Consider the following 23,007-nt stretch of genomic DNA (forward strand, 5'->3'; position numbering starts at 1 on the left):
AGGTCCTCTGAAGAGTCTGGGTGCCGCTGCGACGGCACGAAGGCTGGGAGGGCCGTCCGGGTTTCGGTGGGGAGGGAGACGCGGGTGAGGCCAATGCGTGTGACTGACGCCGGTGGTGCGGGGTTGCACCCGACAGGGGATCGAATCGTGTGAAGCAGCACACAGTGAGCACACAGGAAGTACACATTCCGGAACTTCCGTCCCCCTCGCCTCCTCCGATGCCCCCCTTTACCCGTTCACCCGCCCACCCCCTCACCCCGGCAGCAGCCGCACCGCCCCGTTCCGCAGCCGGGTCCGTTCCGTACTCATGAAGCGGTGCAGGGTCCGGGAGGCGAAGGCGGTCCGCTGGGCGCTGCGGCGGCGTTCGCGGTCGTAGGCGCGCAGGGCGGCGGCGAGCCCGGCGGGACCCGGGGGCGCGGCGGTGACCGCCCGGGTCAGCGCGTCCGCGTCCAGGATCGCGGTGCAGGCACCCTGGCCCAGGTTGGGCGTCATGGCGTGTGCCGCGTCGCCGACCAGCGCGACGTGGCCCGCCGAGGCGTCGGCCGAGACGAACGAGGGCAGCGCTGGATACAGGTGGCGCATCTCGTACCGGATCCAGGTGTCCGGGTCGGCGGCGTCCAGGATGCGCGGGATCGGGTCGTGCCAGCCGGCGAAGGAGGCGCGCAGCTCGTCGGCGGTGGTGACCTCGGGGACGGTGGCGTACCAGTTGGTGCGGCCCGGCTCCACCGGGGTCAGCCCGAAGAAGCGGCCACTGCCCCAGGTCTCGCCGTGGACGGGGCTCTCGAAATCGGCGATGCCGATCCACGCGACCGTGCCGACCTCACGCGGGCCGCTGCGGTCGCCGAAGCGGGAGGTACGTACGGCGCTGCGGATACCGTCGGCGCCGACCACCAGGTCCGACCCGGCGGCCAGGGCGCTCACCTCGGTGACGGTCTCCCCGAGTTTCACCGGTACGTCCCCGAAGGCGTCCAGGCCTGCGAGCAGGGCGTCGACCAAGTAGGGCCGGGAGATGAGGAGTTCGGGGCGGCCCGCCTTCTTCTCGATGCGCTCCAGCGGGAGACGGGCCAGTACGCGGCCGTCCGGGGTGCGGATGCGGGCGTCGCGGTAGGGAACCGCGTGGTCGCGCAGGGCCGCCCCGACGCCGAGGCGTTCGAGGGCCGCCTGCGCGGTGGGGTGGATGCCGAACGCGGCGCCGTACCGCTCCAGTTCGGTGCGGCGCTCCAGCACGGTCACGCTCCAGCCGGCCCGCCGCAGCCCGATCGCGGTGGCCAGGCCGCCGATACCCGCCCCGACGACGGTCGCGGTTCCGGTCCGCGCCCCTGCCCCCATCCCCGCCCCTGTTCCCGTACGCCGCGTCATGCCGTACTCCCGAAGCTCGTCCGGCCGGTGCGAAACAACCACCACATCCGTGGTACCACGCCTGGGGTAGCATCGGCAAGCATCAAGGACACCGCAGCGGTACGGGACCGAGGGAGCGCGCAATGAACCCTGACCGACGCGACCGGCTGCGCGACGCGGCCATCGCCGTCCTGGCCGAGGAGGGCGGGCGCGGCCTCACCCACCGGGCCGTGGACCGGGCGGCCGAGGTGCCGGACGGGACCACCAAGAACTACTTCCCGACCCGGGACGCGGTGCTGCGGGCGGTGGCCGAGCGCTGCCTGGAGCAGTACCTCGCGCTCACCGCCGAACTCGCCGCCGGACCGGGCCCCGCCGACCGCGAGGGACTGACCGCCCTGTTCCGCACCCTCCTGGAGAACGTCGCCGGACCCGGCCGCCCCCGCCTCCTCGCCTACCTGGAGCTCCAGGCGGAGGCGGCCCGGCGCCCCTGGCTCTCCGCCCTCCTGGACCCGATGGCGAGCGGCGACTTCGCGGGGTTCGAGGCGGCCCAGCGCTCCGCCGGACTGCCCGTCACCCCGCGGCGGGCGGCCACCGTCACGCTCGCGCTGCACGCGGCGATCCCGCACCTGCTGGGCGGCGGCCCGGGCACGCTGGCGGCGGCGGGGCTGGACGACCTGGACCGGTTCGTACGAGGACTCCTGGACGCGGTGTACCCGCCGGGCCCGGCCCCGGCCTGAGCAACACCGATCCGCCGGACGCCACCCCGGCCCGAGCACGCCGACAGGGCCACGCACGGACCGCCCCCTTCCGCTGGCGAGATCTGGCCAGAACCCGCCCCCGTCTCACCAGATGGGCTGTAGCCGCCTCCGTGCATGCCGTTCGCCTGTGCCCCCCGCGCACCGAACCTGTGCCCACCCTGTGAATACGGGCCTTCACACACCCCGGCAACATTGCGGTAATGATCGGCGAAACGTCCGCTTAACGAACATGACCTTTCCGGCAACGAACGAATTCCGGCCAACTTATTGACGCGCTCCTGACAGGCATACGGATCTCCTGCCACTCTTCACCCCGTTCTGCGCACCGCCTGCACTGTCCCGGACGGCCCATCCAGCGCCGCCGGGTAACCCCCCTCGCAGAAGGAGTCCGCGTGAGATCCACGCCCAGCCGTCGCGCCACCGCGACCGGCGCTCTGATAGCCGCAGCAGCCATGATCGCCGTCGGACTGCAGTCCGGCGCCGCCACCGCCACCCCGGCCTCGGCCGCTCCGGCCGGCGGGATCACCGCCGGTACGAAGGCCGACCCGGGTTCGCTCCCCGCCAAGCTCTCCCCCGCCCAGCGCGCCGCGCTCCTCAGCGAGGCCGACGCCACCAAGGCGGCCACCGCCAAGGAGCTCGGGCTCGGCGCCACGGAGAAGCTGGTCGTCCGCGATGTCGTCCAGGACCGGGACGGCACCACGCACACCCGCTACGAGCGCACCCTCGACGGGCTCCCCGTCCTCGGCGGCGACCTGGTGGTCCAGGAGACGACGGCCGGCAAGACCCTCAGTGTCGTCAAGGCGTCGAAGGCGACCACCGCGCAGCTGAAGGCCGTCGGCCTCACCGCCGACGTGGCCCCGGCCGCCGCCGAGAAGCAGGCGCTCGGTGCGGCGAAGACCGAGGGCTCGAAGGCGACGAAGGCGGAGAAGGCGCCGCGCAAGGTCGTCTGGCTGGGCAGCGGCTCCCCGCAGCTCGCCTACGAGACGGTGGTCGGCGGACTCCAGCACGACGGCACCCCCAACGAGCTGCACGTCATCACCGACGCGGCCTCCGGCGAGAAGCTGTACGAATGGCAGGCCGTCCACAACGGGACCGGCAACACCCAGTACAGCGGCCAGGTGACGCTGGGCACCGCGCCCTCGTACACGCTGACCGACACCGCGCGCGGCAGCCACAAGACGTACAACCTGAACCGGGGCACCTCCGGCACCGGCTCGCTCTTCACCAACTCCACGGACGTGTGGGGCAACGGCACCCCGCAGAACCTGGAGACGGCCGGCGCCGACGCCCACTACGGCGCCGCGCTGACCTGGGACTACTACAAGAACGTGCACGGCCGCAACGGCATCCGCGGTGACGGTGTCGGCGCGTACTCCCGCGTCCACTACGGCAACAACTACGTCAACGCGTTCTGGCAGGACAGCTGCTTCTGCATGACGTACGGGGACGGCGCGGGCAACGCCAAGCCGCTCACCTCCATCGACGTGGCCGCCCACGAGATGACCCACGGCCTGACCTCGGTCACCGCCAAGCTGGTCTACAGCGGTGAGTCCGGCGGCCTCAACGAGGCGACGTCCGACATCTTCGCCGCCGCCGTCGAGTTCCACGCCAACAACCCGCAGGACCAGGGCGACTACCTGGTCGGCGAGAAGATCGACATCCGTGGCAACGGCACCCCGCTGCGCTACATGGACAAGCCGAGCAAGGACGGCAGCTCCAAGGACTACTGGTACTCCGGCATCGGCAGCGTCGACGTCCACTACTCCTCGGGCCCGGCCAACCACTGGTACTACCTGCTCTCCGAGGGCAGCGGCACCAAGACGATCAACGGTGTCAGCTACGACTCCCCGACCTCCGACGGGCTGCCGGTCACCGGCATCGGCCGGGACAAGGCCTCGCTGATCTGGTTCAAGGCGCTCACCACCAAGTTCACCTCGACGACCAACTACGCCGCTGCCCGGACCGGCACGCTCGCGGTCGCCAGTGAGCTGTACGGCGCCACCAGCCCCGAGTACGCGGCCGTGGCCCACGCCTGGGCCGGCGTCAACGTGGGTGCCCGTCCCGGCGGCGGCGACCCCGACCCGGGTGGCAAGGTCTTCGAGAACAACACCGTCGTGAACATCCCGGACGCGGGCGCGGCCGTCACCAGCACGGTCAACGTCACCGGTGTCACCGGCAACGCCCCGAGCACCCTCAAGGTCGACGTGAACATCACGCACACCTACCGCGGTGACCTCGTGATCGACCTGGTGGCCCCGGACGGCACCGCCTACCGGCTGAAGAACTCCTCCTCCGGCGACTCCGCGGACAACGTGGTGGCGACCTACACGGTCAACGCCTCGTCCGAGGTGGCCAACGGAGCCTGGAAGCTGAAGGTCCAGGACGTCGCGCGGGCGGACACCGGCCGCATCAACAGCGTCAAGCTCACCTTCTGACCCCACGGGATCACCGCACCACCGCACCACCACATGACCGAACGGCCCGGCAGGGGTTCTGCTCCCCTGCCGGGCCGTTCGCCGTGCTGCCGTGCTCAACCCACCCGGGATCAGGCCGGGTTGTCGGCGTGGGTCAGCGTCTCCCAGGCCACGAAGAGATTGTTGGACCCGGCCGGACGCTGCCGCTCGGTCAGCGTCCGCGTGTTGGTCATCGCGTAACCGAGCCGGTTGGACAGGGCGTTGAACCCGACCTCGGTGACGGGACCGAGGCTGTCCTTGAGCGAACCGCCGCAGAGCGAGGACGGGACGGGGGTCCCCAGCTGGTGCTTGGCGTGCAGCCCCATCGCGTGCCGCAACCGGTCGGCGACCTCCGGGTAGAGGTCCTGGCCCTGGATCCGGCTGGTCTCCGCGATGTGCGCGATGGCCGAGATGCCGTAACCGGTGTGGGTCAGATCGCGGCAGGTCTCCTGGGAGAGCCCGTCCATGAAGGTGGACTGCCCCTGCCAGTAGTTGATGATTTTGGCCCGGGTGTCGAGCCCACTGCCCGGCGCGGTCTTGGGCAGTGCGCCATCCGCGGTCACATAGATGTACGCGGGGACCCGCCCGCGGAACTTGGAGACGGCCTTGTCGTAGGCGGCGCGGTCCTCCAGGAAGACCGAGATCCCGATCGCCGCCTCGGTCATCGACAGCTCCCAGTTGCCGTTGGAGTGGGAGCCGTTGGTGACCTTCGGCAGGTAGACGTTGCGCAGCATGGTCCCGAAACGCCCCGAGCCCGGCCAACTGCTGTACGTGTACTTGATGATCTCGGCGGCCCGCGGCCAGGAGGAGCCGGCCCAGCCGGTCTGGAGCGGCGCGTTGCTGTTGGTGTGGTCCCGGATCACGGCCGACCAGGCGTCCATGATCTCGATCGCCTTCTGCGCGTACCGGCTGTCCTGGGTGATGTACCAGGCCAGCGAGAGCGTGTACGCGGCGATGGCGTCCTCGCGCTCGTCGGTGCAGCCGTTGTTGGGGTTGGAGTACGAGCCGCACTCGACGATCGCGCGGGGCTTGGCGGTCCGGGACAGGGAGGCGTACCTGCTCCCCATCATCTGGTCGTACGCGCCCTTCCAGGGCTGGGCGCCCGCCTGCACCCTGCCCCGGACGAAGTCCAGCTGGGGGCGGCTGACGAGGACGCCGGGGTGGGTGAAGGTGGCGGGGGCGGCGGCCGGGGCGGGAGCGGGTGCGGCGGCCGGGGCTCTCTCCGCCAGGGCGGGGGCGGCGAGGGCGGTGGTGAGCAGCGCGGCGAGGCCGGCGGCGGTGCCGAGGACGCGGGGGATGGTGCCGGTACGCATGTGGGGTGCCTTCCGGAGCGGTGACGGTCCAACGGCCCTGCCTGGCACGGGAGTTTACATATATGAACGTGGGGCCGCATGGTGAACCTGTGATGTGTGAGGAACGTAAAGCCATCCCATGAACACGTCAAGGCCCTGTGTTCACTGCACGAACTCGGGCCCCTCCCGCAGCCGAAGGGCCCGGCACCGCACATCGCGGTACCGGGCCCCACGTCGACACAGCTCAGCGCATCAGGACGCCCGCGCCCTCCCCCGTCGCCTCGTTCGGCACCGCGACCAGGCCCAACTCGGCACCGGAGGCCAGCAGTTCGTGCGAGGGCAGGACGCGCACGGTGTAGCCGTACGGTCCCGTCCGGTCCAGGGCGAGCGGGCCCTCGTACAGCCAGCGGTCCTCCAGGTCATGGCCGCCCGCCGGCTTCAGCGGGAAGACCTGGGCGTCCGCGATGGCGTCGGCCGAGTCCACCCGGCCCGCCACCACCTGCACCTCGACGTCGTCCGGGTCCAGGCCGCCGAGGGCGATCCGCACCCGGAGCGACAGGGTCGCCCCCAGCTCCGCAGAGCCGCCCGCCACCGTGCCGGTGACCGACTCCACATGGTCGACGGAGACTTCTGGCCACGCCGCCCGGACCTTCGCCTTCCACTCCGCCAGGTCCCGCGCCACCGCCGGGCCGAGCGCCCGCCGGGACTGCGCGGCGGGGGCGTAGAGCCGCTCCACGTACTCACGCACCATCCGCCCCGCCAGCACCTTCGGCCCCAGGTTGACCAGGGTCGAGCGGACCATCTCGACCCACCGGTCCGGCAGCCCGGTGGCACCCCGGTCGTAGAAGCGCGGGGCGACCCGGTCCTCGATCAGGGCGTACAGGGCGCCCGCCTCCAGCTCGTCCCGGCGGTCCTCGTCGACCGCCGAGCCGTCGGCGGTCGGGATCTCCCAGCCGAAGTCCGGCTCGAACCACTCGTCCCACCAGCCATCGCGCACGGAGAGGTTGAGGCAGCCGTTGAGCGCCGCCTTCATCCCGCTCGTGCCGCACGCCTCCAGCGGGCGCAGCGGGTTGTTGAGCCAGACGTCGCAGCCCGGGTAGAGCTTCTGCGCCATGCCCATGCCGTAGTCCGGCAGGAACACGATGCGGTGGCGCACCCGCGGGTCGTCCGCGAACCGCACCAGCTCCTGGACCAGCCGCTTTCCGCCGTCGTCGGCGGGGTGCGCCTTGCCCGCCACCACGATCTGGATCGGGTGCGTCGGGTGCAGGAGGAGCTCCCGCAGCCGGTCGCGGTCGCGCAGCATCAGCGTCAGACGCTTGTACGAGGGGACGCGGCGGGCGAAGCCGATGGTGAGGACGTCCGGGTCGAGGACACCGTCGATCCAGCCCAGCTCGGCAGTGCCCGCGCCGCGCCTGCGCCAGGAGGCGTAGAGGCGGCGGCGGACCTCGGTCACCAGCTGGCCGCGCAGCTCACGGCGCAGCTCCCAGATCTCCTGGTCGCCGATCCCGCCCACCGCGTCCCAGCGGCGCGGGGTGCCCGCCCGCGGCGAGGAGGAGGCCTCGCCGTCCACCGGTCCGCCCGCCAGCACCTGGTGGGCGCGGCCGGTGCCGACCTGTCCGGCACCGAGCCGGAACACCTCGGGGGCGACCCAGGTCGGGGCGTGCACCCCGTTGGTGACGGAGGTGATCGGCACGTCGGCCGGGTCGAAGCCCGGCCAGAGCCCGGAGAACATCTCCCGGCTGACGGCCCCGTGCAGGGTGGAGACCCCGTTGGCGCGCTGGGCGAGCCGGAGCCCCATCACCGCCATGTTGAACAGCTCGGGCTCCCCGCCGGGGTAGGTCTCCCGGCCCAGGCGCAGGATCTTCTCCACCGGTACGCCGCTCAGCTCGCCGTCGTCGCCGAAGTGGCGGGCGATCAGCTGCCGGTCGAAACGGTCTATCCCGGCGGGTACCGGGGTGTGGGTGGTGAAGACGGTCCCGGCCCGGACCACTTCGAGGGCCGCGTCGAAGCCGAGCCCGTCGGCGGCCAGTTCCCGGATGCGCTCCAGGCCGAGGAAGCCGGCGTGGCCCTCGTTGGTGTGGAACACCTCCGGCTCCGGGGTCCGGGTGAGCCGGCACCAGGTGCGCACGGCGCGCACCCCGCCGATGCCGAGCAGCATCTCCTGGAGGAGGCGGTGGTCGCTGCCGCCGCCGTAGAGCCGGTCGGTGACGTCGCGCTCGCCCGGTGCGTTCTCCTCGACGTCGGAGTCCAGGAGGAGGAGCGGGACGCGGCCGACCCGGGCCAGCCAGATGCAGGCGTGCAGCGAGCGCCCGCCGGGCAGGGCGAGCACCACCCGGGCGGGGGTGCCGTCGGCCTCGCGGACCAGGTCGAGCGGGAGTTCGTTGGGGTCGAGGACCGGATAGTGCTCCTGCTGCCAGCCCTCGCGGGAGAGGCTCTGGCGGAAGTAGCCGTGCCGGTAGAGCAGGCCGACGCCGATGAGCGGGACGCCCAGGTCGCTGGCTGCCTTGAGGTGGTCACCGGCGAGGATGCCGAGGCCGCCGCTGTACTGGGGCAGTGCGGCGGTGACGCCGAACTCGGGTGAGAAGTAGGCGATGGCGGAGGGGAGTTCGGCGCCCGCGGCCTGCTGTTCCTGGTACCAGCGGGGGCCGTCCAGATACTCCTTCAGATCGGCGGAGGCCTCGGCCAGGCGGCCCAGGTACTCCTCGTCCCGGCCCAGTTCGGCCAGGCGTCCGGCGGTCAGGGAGCCGAGCAGCCGTACGGGGTCGGCGTCCGCGGGCCGCCACCCCTCGGGGTCGGCGGACCGGAACAGCTCGCGGGTCTCGGTGTGCCACGACCAGCGCAGGTTGCGCGCGAGGTCGTGGAGGGGTCGGAGGGGTTCGGGGAGGACAGGACGCACGGTGAATCGACGAATGGCCTTCACGTACTCCACCTTTACAGGGGACTTGCGCATCCGAGCGGACGCACCACGGTGTGCGTCCCTTCCGTCACCCTCGACGGTAGCGGCCGTCCGTGGCCCGCGGCCACGGCGCGTGGACGGCTCACGGAGTCCGGGAGCGAGCGCCGGGCGCCTCCCCACAGGAGCACCACGCGTACCACCGACCCTCTCCCACCCCACCCTTCACCTGCGGCTTTGGCCGATTTCGTTCCCGTACGCAGCCTTGTGGACCTTCCTGACACAGGGAAGGCTGCCGTGTGGCGCCGCAGAGCGGGTATCCGGAACCTGTGAGGGCGCTTCGGTCTCCCGTACGCCGTGGGGCGCACGCCGGGCGCCACCGGACCCTGACCCGTACCTGACCGAGCGGTTACGACCGAGTAGTTAACACGGCGCCGGATTTCCCGGGAACCAACGTGGGGAAGGCTTTCCCGGTGCCTCCCAGGACTCTTCCCGGCACTTCCCTGTACGCAGCACGACCCGGCCCGCACACCCTCCCCAGCGCATCCGAAACATGCGTGAAACCCCCGCGACCCACCCATTCGAGTGCCATTCGGGTGAACGCGGACAGGAGCGGCCATGCCCACAGCCCGTCAGCAGTCAGCTGAGCAGCTACAAAGGACAGATCCCCATCATCGCGGCACGCGCGGTCGGTCCTCCGCGTCGGCGCCGTCGCCCGTGCACGCCGAGCTCCTCCAGCCCCCAGGTGATTCCATGATCGGTCGTATTCCCGTCCTGGACGTCCGTCCCCTCGTCGACTGCGGCAGACGGCCGGCGAAGGCGGTCGTCGGTGAGACCTTCCAGGTCACCGCCACCGTCTTCCGTGAAGGCCATGACGCGGTGGCGGCCAACGTCGTCCTGCGCGATCCGAGCGGACGGGTGGGACCGTGGACCCCGATGCGCGAGCTGGCCCCGGGCACCGACCGGTGGGGCGCCGAGATCACGCCGGACGCCGAGGGGCGCTGGACGTACACGGTGGAGGCGTGGAGCGATCCGGTCGCCACCTGGCGCCACCACGCCGGGATCAAGATTCCGGCGGGCATCGACACCGATCTGGTGCTGGCGGAGGGCGCGGCCCTGCTGGAGCGGGCCGCCGCCGGCGTACCGAAGAAGAACGGGCGTGAGGCGGTGCTCGCCGCGGTGGACGCGCTGCGCGACACCGCGCACTCCCCGGCCGCCCGGCTGGCCGCGTCCCTGACCCCGGCCGCCGAGGCGGTCCTCGGCCGGTACCCGCTGCGCGAACTGGTCACCCGGTCCAAGCCGCTGGCGGTGCGCGTGGAGCGCGAGCGGGCGCTGTACGGGTCGTGGTACGAGCTGTTCCCGCGCTCCGAGGGGGCGAAGCGGGTGCCCGTGGACCCGGCCGACACCTCGCCGGACGCACCGACCCGGCTGGTGAGCGGCACCTTCCGGACGGCGGCCGAGCGGCTGCCCGCGGTCGCCGCCATGGGGTTCGATGTCGTGTACCTGCCCCCGATCCACCCGATCGGGACGACCCATCGCAAGGGCCCCAACAACACCCTGACGCCCGGTGAGCACGATCCGGGCGTGCCGTGGGCGATCGGTTCGCCGGACGGCGGGCACGACGCCATCCACCCGGAGCTGGGCACGCTGGAGGACTTCGACCACTTCGTGGAGGTGGCCCGCAACCTCCGGATGGAGATCGCGCTCGACTTCGCGCTCCAGTGCTCCCCGGACCACCCGTGGGTCAAGGACCACCCGGACTGGTTCCACCACCGGCCCGACGGCTCGATCGCGTACGCCGAGAACCCGCCGAAGAAGTACCAGGACATCTACCCGATCGCCTTCGACAAGGACATGCGCGGTCTGGTGGCGGAGACCGTACGGATCCTGCGCTTCTGGATGGACCACGGCGTACGTATCTTCCGCGTCGACAACCCGCACACCAAGCCGGTGGTGTTCTGGGAGAAGGTGATCGCCGAGATCAACGGCACCGACCCCGATGTCATCTTCCTGGCGGAGGCGTTCACCCGCCCGGCGATGATGCACACCCTGGGCGCGGTCGGGTTCCAGCAGTCGTACACGTACTTCACCTGGCGGAACACCAAGCAGGAGCTGACGGAGTACGTCACGGAGCTGTCGGGGGACGCCGCCTCGTACATGCGGCCCAACTTCTTCGTGAACACCCCGGACATCCTGCCGGGCTACCTCCAGCACGGCGGCCGCCCGGCCTTCGAGGCCCGGGCCGTGCTCGCCGCCACCCTCGCCCCGTCCTGGGGCGTCTACGCGGGATTCGAGCTGTGCGAGAACACCCCGGCCAAGCCGGGGAGCGAGGAGTACCTGCACTCGGAGAAGTACGAACTGCGCCCGAGGGACTGGGAGTCGGCGGAGCGCGAGGGCCGCACGCTGACGCCCCTGATCACCTCGCTGAACCGGATCCGACGACGTAACCCCGCGCTCCAGCAGCTGCGCGAGGTGCACTTCCACCACGCCGACAACGAGTCGCTGATCGTCTACAGCAAGCGTTCCGGTTCGAACACCGTTGTGGTGGTCGTGAACCTCGACCCTCACCACACCCAGGAGGCCACGGTCTCGTTGGACATGGAGCGGCTCGGCCTTCAGGGGCACGAGCGCGTACCGGTGCGCGACGAGCTCACCGGCGACACCTACCACTGGGGCAGGGCCTTCTATGTGCGCCTAGAGCCGGGCATCACGCCCGCGCACATCGCCGTCCTGCGACCGTCCCCGCCGACCGGAGGGTCACCCACACCATGATCGTCAATGAGCCTGTCCACGACACGTTCGAGGACACACCCGCCAAGGACCGTGATCCCGACTGGTTCAAGCGCGCCGTCTTCTACGAGGTGCTCGTCCGGTCCTTCCAGGACTCCAACGGCGACGGAATCGGCGACCTCAAGGGCATCACCGCCAAGCTGGACTACCTCCAGTGGCTCGGTGTCGACTGCCTCTGGCTGCCGCCGTTCTTCAAGTCCCCGCTGCGCGACGGCGGTTACGACGTATCCGACTACACCGCCGTGCTGCCGGAGTTCGGCGACCTCGCCGACTTCGTGGAGTTCGTGGACGCCTCGCACCAGCGGGGCATGCGCGTCATCATCGACTTCGTCATGAACCACACGAGCGACCAGCACGAGTGGTTCCAGCAGTCCCGCACCGACCCGGACGGGCCGTACGGCGACTACTACGTCTGGGCTGACGACGACAAGCAGTTCCAGGACGCCCGGATCATCTTCGTCGACACCGAGACGTCCAACTGGACCTTCGACCCGGTGCGCAAGCAGTACTACTGGCACCGCTTCTTCTCGCACCAGCCGGACCTCAACTACGAGAACCCGGCCGTCCAGGAGGAGATCCTCGCGGCCCTGCGGTTCTGGCTGGACCTGGGCATCGACGGCTTCCGGGTCGACGCGGTGCCCTACCTCTACCAGCGCGAGGGCACCAACTGCGAGAACCTCCCCGAGACCCACCACTTCCTCAAGCGGGTCCGCAAGGAGATCGACGCCAACTACCCGGACACCGTGCTCCTCGCCGAAGCCAACCAGTGGCCGGAGGACGTCGTCGACTACTTCGGCGACTACGAGGCGGGCGGCGACGAGTGCCACATGGCGTTCCACTTCCCCGTCATGCCGCGCATCTTCATGGCGGTGCGCCGCGAGAGCCGCTACCCGGTCTCCGAAATCCTGGCGAAGACCCCGGAGATCCCGAAGAACTGCCAGTGGGGCATCTTCCTGCGCAACCACGACGAGCTGACCCTCGAAATGGTCACGGACGAAGAGCGCGACTACATGTACGCGGAGTACGCCAAGGACCCGCGGATGCGCGCCAACATCGGCATCCGCCGGCGCCTGGCCCCGCTGCTGGACAACGACCGCAACCAGATCGAGCTGTTCACCGCCCTGCTGCTGTCGCTGCCCGGCTCCCCGATCCTCTACTACGGGGACGAGATCGGGATGGGCGACAACATCTGGCTGGGCGACCGGGACGCGGTCCGCACCCCGATGCAGTGGACGCCCGACCGCAACGCAGGGTTCTCCTCCAGCGATCCGGGGCGGCTCTACCTCCCCACGATCATGGACCCGGTCTACGGCTACCAGGTCACCAACGTGGAGGCGTCGATGGCGTCGCCGTCCTCGCTGCTGCACTGGACCCGGCGGATGATCGAGATCCGCAAGCAGAACCCGGCCTTCGGGCTCGGTGAGTACACCGAGCTGCCGTCGTCCAACCCGGCGGTGCTGGCGTTCACCCGCGAGTACAAGGACGACCTCGTCCTGTGCGTGCACAACTTCTCGCGGTTCGCGCAGCCGACGGAACTGGACCTCCGATCGTTCGCCGGACGTCATCCGGTGGAATTGATCGGCGGGGTACGCTTCCCGGCCATCGGCCAGTGGCCCTACCTGCTGACCCTTGCGGGACACGGCTTCTACTGGTTCCGGCTGCGCAAGGACGCGCCGCCGGCCTGATCCGCCGACCGCCGCGTGCGGGACGGTTTCCGCCGTCCCGCACGGGGCACTCTGGACGCAGGGCCCGGGCCTTCACGGTTCGGCCGTTCGAGTCCGTAAGCACCTTCCTCTCCCGACACGTCCCGCACAGCCGGACAGCCATTGCCGCAATCCGGGACACTCTTCGCATCCTGTGTGCCCGGGGAAAGGACGCGATGCCATGTCGGAGCGTGCATCCACTCACGTCGCCCTGGCGAAGAGCACGAGGAACAGCGCAACCCCCAGCAGTACGGTGGACGGCGCCCTGCTGCCGTCCCTCGCCCCCCTGCTCCATGAATGGCTGCCCCGGCAGCGGTGGTTCGCCGGCAAGGGCCGGCCGGTCACCGGGTTCGCCCTGGTCTCGGCCACCGAGATGCTGCCGCTGGACGGCACCGCGGGCCCCGGTCTGCTCCATCTGCTGGTCCGGGTCCAGCAGCCGTCGCCGTCGGCCCGCCCGGGCGACGACTGCTACCAGCTCCTGATCGGCGTACGGAGTTCGCTGCCGACCACGCTCGCCGCGGCCCTGATCGGCCGGGTGGAGCGCGGACCGCTGGCGGGGCGGACCGTCTACGACGCGCTGCACGATCCGCGCCTGGCGGACCTCCTGCTGGAACGGTTCCGCCGCCCGGGCACCCTCGGCTCCCTCCGCTTCGAGCGGACCGCCGCGATCCCGGCCGGTCTCGCGCCCCGGGTGCTGGACGCCGAACAGTCCAACTCCTCGCTGGTCTACGGCGATGCGTACATCCTCAAGATCTTCCGCCGGGTCTTCCCGGGCACCAACCCGGATCTGGAGCTGCCGCTCGCCCTGGCCCGCGAAGGGTGCGACCGCGTTCCGGCGCCGGTCGCCTGGTTCGAGGCCCCCGGCACCGAACCGCTCACCCTCGGCGTGCTCCAGCCCTTCCTGCACGGTGCCCGGGACGGCTGGCAGCTCGCGCTGACCGCGCTCACGGCGGGCCGCGACTTCGTCCCCGAGGCGCGGGCGCTCGGCCGGGCCACCGCCGAGGTGCACACCGCGCTCGCCGCGGCGCTGCCCACCCCGGCGCTGCACGGGACGCAGACCCGGCAGCTGATCGCCCAGATGACCCAGCGTCTGGAGGCCGCCGCCCAGGCGGTGCCCGCCCTCGTCCCGTACGTCCCCGCGCTGCGCACGGCGTTCGACGCCGTCACCGCGCTCGGGCACCGGGGCGGCGGCTGGGCGCAGCAGCGGGTGCACGGCGACCTCCATCTCGGCCAGGCGCTCCGCTCCCCCGACGGGTTCTGGTCGCTGATCGACTTCGAGGGCGAACCGGCCCGCCCGCTGGACGAGCGCCGCCGCCCGGCACCCCCGGTCCGCGATGTGGCGGGAATGCTGCGCTCCTTCGACTACGCGGCCCGCTCGCACCGCCCGTGGAACCCCGAGTGGGCGGCCCGCTGCCGTGCCGCCTACTGCGAGGGGTACGCGCTCGCGTCGGGCACCGATCCGCGCGGCGAACCCGAGCTGCTGCGCGCCCACGAGACCGACAAGGCGGTCTACGAGGTGGTGTACGAGGCCCGGCACCGCCCCGACTGGCTGCCGGTCCCGATGGCCGCCATCCAGCGCCTGGCCCAGTCCGCCGCGGCCTGAGCCCGCACTCCCCCGCTTCTCCCCTCCGCCCCGCGAACACTCCGAGGAGGCAGTCCCCGTGACCGCCCGCAAGCCGTCCCGTAAGGGATCCCGCAAGAACGCCGAAGCCGCCGCCCCTGAAGCCGTGAGCGTGGAGACCGCGCCCGCTCCCGTCCCGGTGGAGACCGTCGAGGCCGCCGCGACGACGACCGAGCCCGCGCCCGCACCTGCCAAGCGCGCCCGGCCCAAGCGCGCGGCGGCCGTCCCGCCGCTCCCCCGGCAGGCCGGTGACGCGAGCGCCCGTCCCGCACCGGCTCTGGACCTCGCGGACCGTGGCCGGCTGCTGGCCGGTGACCACCACGACCCGCACGCCGTGCTCGGCGCCCGGCCGATCCCGGGCGGGGTGCTGGTACGGGCGCTGCGCCCGTTCGCCCGCTCGGTGACGGTGCTGGCCGATGACGTACAGGCCGAACTGCACGACGACGGGGACGGGTTCTTCTCCGGGGTGCTGCCGGTGAAGGAGGTCCCCGCCTACCGGCTCCGGGTCGCGTACGACGACAACACCATCGAGGTGGACGACCCGTACCGCTTCTGGCCCGCGCTCGGAGACCTCGACCTCCACCTGATCGCGGAGGGCCGCCACGAGGAGCTGTGGCGGGCGCTCGGCTCGGAGCCGATGGAACACCAGGGCGTGGCCGGGACCCGGTTCACCGTGTGGGCGCCGAACGCGCGCGGGGTGCGGGTGACCGGCGACTTCACCTACTGGGACGGCACGGGCCTGCCGATGCGTTCGCTCGGCTCGACCGGGGTGTGGGAGCTGTTCCTGCCCGGGATCGGCGAGGGCGCGCTCTACAAGTACGACATCTGCCGCCCGGACGGTTCGCACACGGTCCGGGCCGACCCGATGGCCCGCCGCACCGAGGTCCCGCCCGCGACCGCCTCGGTGGTCACCGCCTCGCACCACGAGTGGCGGGACGCGGACTGGATGGCGCACCGGGGCGACCGCCCGGTCCACGAGGCCCCGTTCTCCGTCTACGAGGTCCATCTCGCCTCCTGGCGACCTGGCCTGACGTACCGTCAACTCGCCGACCAGCTCCCCTCGTACGTCAAGGACCTCGGCTTCACGCACGTCGAGCTGATGCCGGTCTCCGAGCACCCCTTCGGCGGCTCCTGGGGCTACCAGGTCACCGGCTTCTACGCGCCGACCTCCCGGATGGGGACCCCGGACGACTTCCGCCACCTGGTGGACGCGCTGCACCGGGCGGGCATCGGCGTCATCATGGACTGGGTTCCGGCCCACTTCCCGCGCGACGACTGGGCGTTGGCCGAGTTCGACGGGCGGCCGCTGTACGAGCACTCCGACCCGCAGCGCGCGGCGCACCCGGACTGGGGGACGCTGGAGTTCGACTACGGCCGCACGGAGGTCCGTAACTTCCTGGTCGCCAACGCCACGTACTGGTGCGAGGAGTTCCACATCGACGGGCTGCGGGTCGACGCCGTCGCCTCGATGCTCTACCTCGACTACTCCCGCGAGGACGGCCAGTGGTCGCCCAACGACCAGGGGGGCCGGGAGAACTGGGACGCGGTCGGCTTCCTCCAGGAGATGAACGCCACGGTCTACCGCCGCAACCCGGGCGTCGTCACCATCGCCGAGGAGTCCACCGCCTGGGACGGCGTCACCCGCCCCACCGACAGCGGCGGCCTGGGCTTCGGGCTGAAGTGGAACATGGGCTGGATGCACGACTCGCTCCAGTACGTGTCCAAGGAGCCGATCCACCGCAAGTACCACCACAACGAGATGACGTTCTCGATGGTGTACGCCTACAGCGAGAACTACGTGCTGCCGATCTCGCACGACGAGGTGGTGCACGGCAAGCAGGCGCTGGTGGCGAAGATGCCGGGCGACTGGTGGCAGCAGCGCGCCAACCACCGCGCCTACCTGGGCTTCATGTGGGCCCACCCGGGAAAGCAACTCCTCTTCATGGGACAGGAGTTCGCCCAGGGAGCGGAGTGGTCGGAGGGCCACGGCCCGGACTGGTGGCTGCTGGACCCGACGTACGAGGCCTCCTGCGACCATCGCGGGGTGCGCAACCTGGTGGGCGACCTGAACGCGGTGTACGGGGCGGTGCCCGCGCTGTGGCAGCGCGACACGGTGCCGGAGGGGTTCAGCTGGGTGGACGGCGGGGCGGCCGAGGACAACGTCTTCGCGTTCCTGCGGTACGACGCGGACGGCTCACCGCTGCTCGCGGTCTCGCACTTCTCCCCGGTGGTCCGGCACGACTACCGCCTGGGAGTGCCGGAGACCGGGACCGAGGGCTGGGTGGAGGTCCTCAACACGGACGCGGACCGGTACGGCGGCAGCGACGTACGCAACGAGGAACCGCTCAAGGCGGAGGCGGTGCCCGCACACGGCCGCCCGGCCAGCATCTCACTGACGCTGCCGCCGCTGGCGACGGTGTGGTTCCGGCCCGCGTGAGGGCCTGACCTGCAAGGAAGGGCCCGCCCCGGGTCGCTCAGGACCCGGGGCGGGCCCCTTCCGTACGTCCGGTCACGCGGCCGCGAGGGCCTCCTCCAGCTCCCGGAGCAGCTTGCGCTTCGGCCGGGCGCCGGCCATCGACGTCACCGGTTCGCCCGCCCGGAAGACCATCAGGGAAGGCCGCCGCCGGGACCGCGCGGCCGTCAGCGCCGTCAGCTCGCGCGGGCCGCCGAACGCCGGCGTACGGCCCAGACGATGCCGCCGCCCGCGAGCAGCGCGGCGCCCGCCGCGCCCGCCAGGGGCAGGGCGGAGTCCGAACCGGTCGCCGCCAGACCGCCGCCCGTCTGCGGGGTGGTTCCGCCGGAGGTGGGGCCGCTGCCGGAGGTGGCGGAGCCTCCGGTGGTGCCCGTGTCGCTGCCGCCGGTGGAGCCGGAGGTGGAGCCGCTCGTGGAGCCTGAGGTGGAGCCGCCTGTGGAGTCCGTACCGGCGTCGGAGCCGCCGGAGGTGCCGGGGGTGCCCGAACCGCCGGTGGAGGTCGTGCCGCCCGTGGACTCCGTGCCGTCGGTGGGCGGTTCGGGGGTGTCGACCACGATCTCGGCGGTGTCGTTGGCCGCGTTCTTGTCGAAGGGGCGGGACGCGCCGCCGAAGGACACCTTGCCCGTCGTCCGGCCGACGGCCTTGTCGATGCGCAGGACGAAGGAGTAGGTCTCCCCGCCCTTCGCCTCGACCCACGACTGCGAGGTCCCGCACCGGTAGTGCGTCTTGGTGACCGGGTGGCAGAACCCGTGGGCCTTGGTGACGGTGGTGCCGGCCGGGATGTGGACGTCGACGTTGGCGGCGCTGGTGCCCTGTTCCCGGTAGACGCGGGCGGGGCCCTCGTTGGTGAAGGTGACCAGGGCGGTGACCTTGTCGCCCACCTTCCCCTGGAGCTCCGCTCCGGTCAGCGCGTAGTCGGCGGTGTTGACCGCCGTGACCTCCGTCCGCGAGCCGGGCTCCGCATGGGCGGCCCGGTCGGCCGCGGTGGCCTCGCCCCGCTCGACCAGCTTCAGCGGCCCGCCGGTGCCCGGCTTGGGCTCGCGGTGGTGGATGTCGGGGTGGGGCAACGGCTCCTTGGCCAGCAGCCCCAGACCCACCTCGTCGTACAGCGCGTTCGCCCGTGCCGTGAGCGCGATGGGCTGCTCGGTCCCGTACAGCACACCCGGCTTCAACGGCTGGTCGACGGTGCAGTCGGCCCGGTGCTCCTCCGGCCACTCGCCGCCCGGGGAGAGGGTGTAGTACACGCAGTTGGAGTAGGTCTCGGCCGGAGCGATACCGGAGGAGTAGGTGTAGCTCACCCAAGCCTTGGGCAGCTCCTCCGTCCCCTTGTTGAGCAGGCTCACCGGCAGCCCGAAGCCGCTGCCCGCGGCGATCCCGGTGACCGGCGCGAGGGCACGGACCCCCAGGTCGGGCTTGGTCGCGTCCGCCTGGGCGGGTGCGGCGCCCAGCGCGATCAGGGCGGCGGTCGCTGACACTGCGGTGGCGCTCAGCAGCGTACGACGGCCGGAAGCGGCGATCCCCATGAACATCCCTTGGTCAAAGACGGTCGGCTGCCCCCCAGGGCAGTTTTTTCATCCGCAAGACATGTCCCGGCATCGAATGGTTGTACGGGCCCGCAGCGCACAGCAAGGACACCCGTACCGGGGGATACGGGTGTCCTTGGGTGGGGGGTGTCGCAGTGGCTGGAAAGGGCCGGTCAGACCTTGGCGGGCTCGGCCGCCGTCTCGCGCTGCTCGGGGACCTCGGTGGAGGTGGCCGGGCCGCCGTGGTCGTCGTCGACCAGGGTCCGCTCGTCGAACGGGAACTGTCCGGCGAGGACCTGGCCGACCCGCTCCTTGTCGATCTCCTTGGTCCAGTGGCCGACCAGAACCGTGGCGACCGCGTTGCCCGCGAAGTTGGTCAGGGCGCGGGCCTCGCTCATGAAGCGGTCGATGCCGACGATCAGGCCGACGCCGTCGACGAGTTCGGGGCGGTGCGACTGGAGGCCGCCCGCGAGGGTCGCGAGGCCGGCGCCGGTCACGCCCGCCGCGCCCTTCGAGGCGATGACCATGAAGATCAGCAGCGAGATCTGCTCGCTCGCGCTCAGCGGGTCGCCCATCGCGTTGGCGATGAAGAGCGAGGACATCGTGAGGTAGATCGCGGTGCCGTCGAGGTTGAAGGAGTAGCCGGTCGGCACGGTGATGCCGACGACGGGCTTGCTGACACCCAGGTGCTCCATCTTCGCGATGAGCCGCGGCAGGGCGGACTCGGAGGAGGAGGTGGAGAGGATCAGCAGGAACTCGCGGCCCAGGTACTTCAGCAGGGCGAACAGGTTGACCCCGGCGACCAGGCGCAGGATCGCGCCGAGCACCACGAAGACGAAGAGCCCGCAGGTGACGTAGAAGCCGATCATGATGATGGCGAGGGACTTCAGGGCGTCGAGACCGGTCTCGCCGACCACCGCCGCGATCGCGCCGAACGCGCCGACCGGGGCGCCCCACATGATCATGGCGAGGATGCGGAAGACGAGCCGCTGGATGTGGGTGATGCCCCGGATGATCGGCTCGCCCGCCGAGCCCATCGCCTGGAGCGCGAAGCCCGCGAGCAGCGCGACCAGCAGGGTCTGGAGCACCTCGCCCGCCGTGAAGGCGGAGACGATGGTGGTCGGGATGATGCCGAGCAGGAAGTCCACGGTGGACTCGCTGGCACCGGACGCCTGCTTCTCCCCGGCCTCGCGGGCCGCCTCCGTGATGTGGAGGGTGGAGCCGGGCTCCAGGAAGTTGCCGACCAGCAGGCCGATGGCGAGGGCGACGGTCGACATGACCAGGAAGTAGCCCAGCGCCAGGCCGCCGACCGCGCCGACCTTGGCCGCCTTGCGCACCGAGCCGACGCCCAGCACGATCGTGCAGAAGATGATCGGCGAGATCATCATCTTGATCAGGTTCACGAAGCCGGCGCCGATGGGCTTGAGCTCGACGGCCACCCCGGGGGCGACGAAGCCCACCAGGATGCCGAGCGCCACGGCGGCGATCACGGCGATGTACAGGTAGTGGGTACGGTCCCGCTGTTTGGCTGCCACAGCCATCGTGGGGCTCCTCGGCTCGGTCACGGCTCGCAGCCCCGTCCCTGGGGCCTCCGTCCCCCGTCCCTGGGGGCTCCGGTGACTATCCACCGCCCTGTGACCCCGGTCACCCTTGCGTTCATATCGTTCACGGGCGCTTTCGAGCCACTGGGAGAGCGCGCTCCGGCCGAGGCAGACTGTGGGGCATGCGCCTCCCCCGTACCCGCCCCCGCAGCCTGGCCGGGCAGCTCTTCGCCATGCAGGTCGTGCTGATCGCCGCGGTGGTGGCCGGGTGCGCGGTCTTCGCGTACGTCTCCGGTTCCGCGCAGGCCGAGCAGACGGCGACCCGGCAGGTGCGGGCGGCGGCCGTCGCGGTGGCCGACTCCCCCTCCGTACGGGAGGCCATCGGTACCCCGGACCCCTCCGCCGTACTCCAGCCGTACGCGGAGCAGGTGCGCCGGGACACCGGGATCGCCTTCGTCACGATCATGGACACCGAGCGGCGGCGGTGGACGCACCCCGACGCGTCGCTGATCGGCGAGACCTTCCTCGGCCACACCGAGGAGGCGCTGCGCGGAGAGACCTTCACCGAGACGTACACCGGCACGCTGGGGCCCTCGATACGGGTGGTGACCCCGGTGCGGGACGGAGACCGGATCATCGGGCTGGTCAGCGCGGGCATCACCGTGGACCGGGTCTCCTCGCAGGTACGCGAGCAGCTCGGCGCCCTCGCGCTGGCGGCGGGCGGGGCGCTGGCCCTGGGCGGGATCGGCACGTACGTGATCAACGCCCGGCTGCGGCGCCACACCCACGGGATGAACGCGGCCGAGCTGAGCCGGCTGCACGACTACCACCAGGCCACCCTGCACGCGGTGCGCGAGGGGCTGCTGATGCTGGACGGGCAGCGCCGGATCGCGCTGATCAACGACGCCGGGCGGGAGCTGCTGGGCATCGCCCCGGAGACTGAGGCGCTCGGCCGGACCGTGGACGAGCTGGCCCTGCCCGCGCCGCTGACCGGGGCGCTGCTGGCCTCGGAGGCGCGGGTGGACGAGCTGCACCTGACGGCGGAGCGGGTGGTCGTCGTCAACACCCGTCCGGTGGTGGGCGGGGAGCGCCGGGGCACGGTGGTGACCCTGCGGGACCACACCGAGCTCCAGGCGCTCACGGGCGAGCTGGACTCCGAGCGCGGCTTCACGCAGGCGTTGCGCTCGCAGGCCCACGAGGCGGCGAACCGGCTGCACACGGTGGTGTCGCTGATCGAGCTGGGCCGGGTGGAGGAGGCGGTGGAGTTCGCGACGGCCGAGCTGGAGCTGGCGCAGGTGCTGACCGACCGGGTGGTGGGGGCGGTCGAGGAGCCGGTGCTGGCCGCGCTGCTGCTGGGCAAGGCGGCCCAGGCGAACGAGCGCGGGGTGGAGCTGGAGCTCGCCGAGGACAGCCTGATCGACGACGGGGCGCTGCCCGCCTCGCTGGCCCAGCGCGATCTGGTGACGATCCTCGGCAATCTGATCGACAACGCGGTGGACGCGGCCTCGGAGGGGGACGGCCACGGTGCTGCGGGGGCCGTGCCCGCACAGCGTACGGCTGCGCAGGGTGGAGCCGGGCGGGCCCGGGTCACCGTGACCGCGCTCGCCGACGGCCGGGAGCTGCTGCTGCGGGTCTCCGACACCGGGGCGGGCATCGGCCCCGAGGAGGCGGACGAGGTGTTCCGGCGCGGCTGGTCCACGCACGGGGCGGGGCGCGGGCTCGGCCTCGCACTGGTGCGGCAGGCGGCCCACCGCAACGGCGGGTCGGTGGAGCTGGACCGGGCGCCGGAGGGCGGGGCGCGGTTCACGGTGCGGCTGCCGCTCGGGGACCGTACGGCCACCGAGGTGACCGCGTGATCCGGGTCCTGGTGGTGGAGGACGATCCGGTGGCCGCCGACGCGCACCAGATGTACGTGGAGCGGGTCGCCGGATTCACCGTGGCCGCCGTGGCCCACACCCGGGCGGAGGCCGTACGGGTGCTGGAGCGCACCCCGGTCGACCTGCTCCTGCTGGACCTGTACCTCCCCGACGGGCACGGGCTCGGGCTGCTGCGCTCGCTGCGGGCCGCCGGGCACGGGGCGGACGTGATCGCGGTGACTTCGGCGCGGGACCTCGCGGTGGTGCGGGAGGGGGTGTCGCTGGGGGTCGTCCAGTACGTCCTGAAACCGTTCACCTACCCCACGCTGCGGGACCGGCTGGTGCGGTACGCGGAGTTCCGGGGCGCCGCGGGTGAGGCCAGCGGGCAGGAGGAGGTGGACCGGGCGCTGGGCGCGCTGCGGGTCACCGAGCCGGCCGCGCTGCCGAAGGGGCTCAGCGGGCCGACCCTGGAGGCGGTGACCCGGGTCCTGCGGGAGTCCGCGGAGGGGGTGACGGCGGCGGCCGCCGGGGAGCGGCTCGGGATCTCGCGGATCACCGCGCGCCGCTATCTGGAGCACCTGGTGACCGTGGGGAGCGCGGCGCGGCGTCCACATTATGGGCAGGTCGGCCGACCGGAACTCCACTACCGCTGGCTGGCCGGCGGCCGCTGAGCCCCGGGCGTCGGCGCAGACGGCAAGCGCTTGCCGCAAGGGCGCACGGAGGCGTCGGGGCGGTGGTACCGAGGGTAAGGAAAGCGCTGGTGGGG

At 71.8% G+C, this 23,007-nt stretch carries 13 protein-coding genes and 1 pseudogene; 8 read left to right on the forward strand and 6 right to left on the reverse strand.

The genetic code is table 11. From position 1 onward, the window contains the following. Positions 1-252 precede the first annotated feature (252 nt). Positions 253-1,329, reverse strand: a complete 1,077-nt coding sequence (locus R2B67_RS09385; RefSeq protein ID WP_317824812.1) for an FAD-dependent oxidoreductase — start codon at positions 1,327-1,329, stop codon at positions 253-255. Positions 1,330-1,481: 152 nt separating this feature from the next. Here R2B67_RS09385 and R2B67_RS09390 point away from each other — a divergent pair, with 152 nt between their 5' ends. After that, positions 1,482-2,075: a TetR/AcrR family transcriptional regulator gene (locus R2B67_RS09390; protein ID WP_317817289.1), complete on the forward strand. Its 594-nt coding sequence runs from the start codon at positions 1,482-1,484 to the stop codon at positions 2,073-2,075. A 413-nt stretch (positions 2,076-2,488) separates the two neighbouring features. After that, complete coding sequence (locus R2B67_RS09395; RefSeq protein ID WP_317817290.1) at positions 2,489-4,531, forward strand: M4 family metallopeptidase; 2,043 nt, start codon at positions 2,489-2,491, stop codon at positions 4,529-4,531. Between the two features lie 110 nt (positions 4,532-4,641). On the opposite strand, the gene R2B67_RS09400 is transcribed toward R2B67_RS09395, so the two are convergent. Together R2B67_RS09400 and glgP are read right to left on the reverse strand one after the other, a co-directional pair. After that, the gene (locus tag R2B67_RS09400; RefSeq protein ID WP_317817291.1) at positions 4,642-5,862 is read right to left on the reverse strand and encodes an alginate lyase family protein; all 1,221 of its coding nucleotides are present in this window, start codon (positions 5,860-5,862) and stop codon (positions 4,642-4,644) included. 223 nt (positions 5,863-6,085) lie between these two features. Beyond that, positions 6,086-8,761: an alpha-glucan family phosphorylase gene (gene glgP, locus R2B67_RS09405; RefSeq protein WP_317817292.1), complete on the reverse strand. Its 2,676-nt coding sequence runs from the start codon at positions 8,759-8,761 to the stop codon at positions 6,086-6,088. 726 nt (positions 8,762-9,487) lie between these two features. Between glgP and R2B67_RS09410 the strand changes: the two genes are divergently transcribed. From R2B67_RS09410 to glgB, 4 genes are all read left to right on the forward strand, one after another. Next, complete coding sequence (locus tag R2B67_RS09410; protein WP_317817293.1) at positions 9,488-11,506, forward strand: alpha-1,4-glucan--maltose-1-phosphate maltosyltransferase; 2,019 nt, start codon at positions 9,488-9,490, stop codon at positions 11,504-11,506. Further along, positions 11,503-13,209 carry a maltose alpha-D-glucosyltransferase gene (treS, locus tag R2B67_RS09415; RefSeq protein WP_018509845.1) on the forward strand — a complete coding sequence of 569 codons (1,707 nt, stop codon included), beginning with the start codon at positions 11,503-11,505 and terminating at the stop codon, positions 13,207-13,209. Before R2B67_RS09410 ends, treS begins: the two co-directional genes overlap by 4 nt. A 199-nt stretch (positions 13,210-13,408) precedes the next feature. Next, a complete protein-coding gene (locus tag R2B67_RS09420) occupies positions 13,409-14,830 on the forward strand; it encodes a maltokinase N-terminal cap-like domain-containing protein (protein WP_317817294.1) in 1,422 nt (473 codons plus the stop codon). A gap of 58 nt (positions 14,831-14,888) precedes the next feature. Then, positions 14,889-17,285, forward strand: a complete 2,397-nt coding sequence (gene glgB, locus R2B67_RS09425) for a 1,4-alpha-glucan branching enzyme (protein WP_317817295.1) — start codon at positions 14,889-14,891, stop codon at positions 17,283-17,285. Positions 17,286-17,357: 72 nt separating this feature from the next. Here the strand turns inward: glgB and R2B67_RS09430 are convergent. From R2B67_RS09430 to R2B67_RS09440, 3 genes and pseudogenes are all read right to left on the reverse strand, one after another. After that, positions 17,358-17,465 (reverse strand): annotated as a pseudogene (locus tag R2B67_RS09430) (thiol reductase thioredoxin); the annotation flags it as partial. A gap of 32 nt (positions 17,466-17,497) precedes the next feature. After that, a complete protein-coding gene (locus R2B67_RS09435) occupies positions 17,498-18,844 on the reverse strand; it encodes an LPXTG cell wall anchor domain-containing protein (RefSeq protein ID WP_317817296.1) in 1,347 nt (448 codons plus the stop codon). A gap of 173 nt (positions 18,845-19,017) precedes the next feature. Then, a complete protein-coding gene (locus R2B67_RS09440; protein ID WP_317817297.1) occupies positions 19,018-20,385 on the reverse strand; it encodes a cation:dicarboxylate symporter family transporter in 1,368 nt (455 codons plus the stop codon). A gap of 182 nt (positions 20,386-20,567) precedes the next feature. Here R2B67_RS09440 and R2B67_RS09445 point away from each other — a divergent pair, with 182 nt between their 5' ends. Both R2B67_RS09445 and R2B67_RS09450 read left to right on the forward strand, forming a co-directional pair. Then, positions 20,568-22,241, forward strand: a complete 1,674-nt coding sequence (locus tag R2B67_RS09445; RefSeq protein WP_317817298.1) for a sensor histidine kinase — start codon at positions 20,568-20,570, stop codon at positions 22,239-22,241. After that, positions 22,238-22,912 carry a response regulator gene (locus R2B67_RS09450; RefSeq protein WP_018509853.1) on the forward strand — a complete coding sequence of 225 codons (675 nt, stop codon included), beginning with the start codon at positions 22,238-22,240 and terminating at the stop codon, positions 22,910-22,912. Before R2B67_RS09445 ends, R2B67_RS09450 begins: the two co-directional genes overlap by 4 nt. Positions 22,913-23,007 lie beyond the last annotated feature (95 nt).

The sequence above is a fragment of the Streptomyces cyaneofuscatus genome (genome assembly GCF_033109485.1).
Taxonomy (GTDB): Bacteria; Actinomycetota; Actinomycetes; order Streptomycetales; family Streptomycetaceae; genus Streptomyces; species Streptomyces cyaneofuscatus.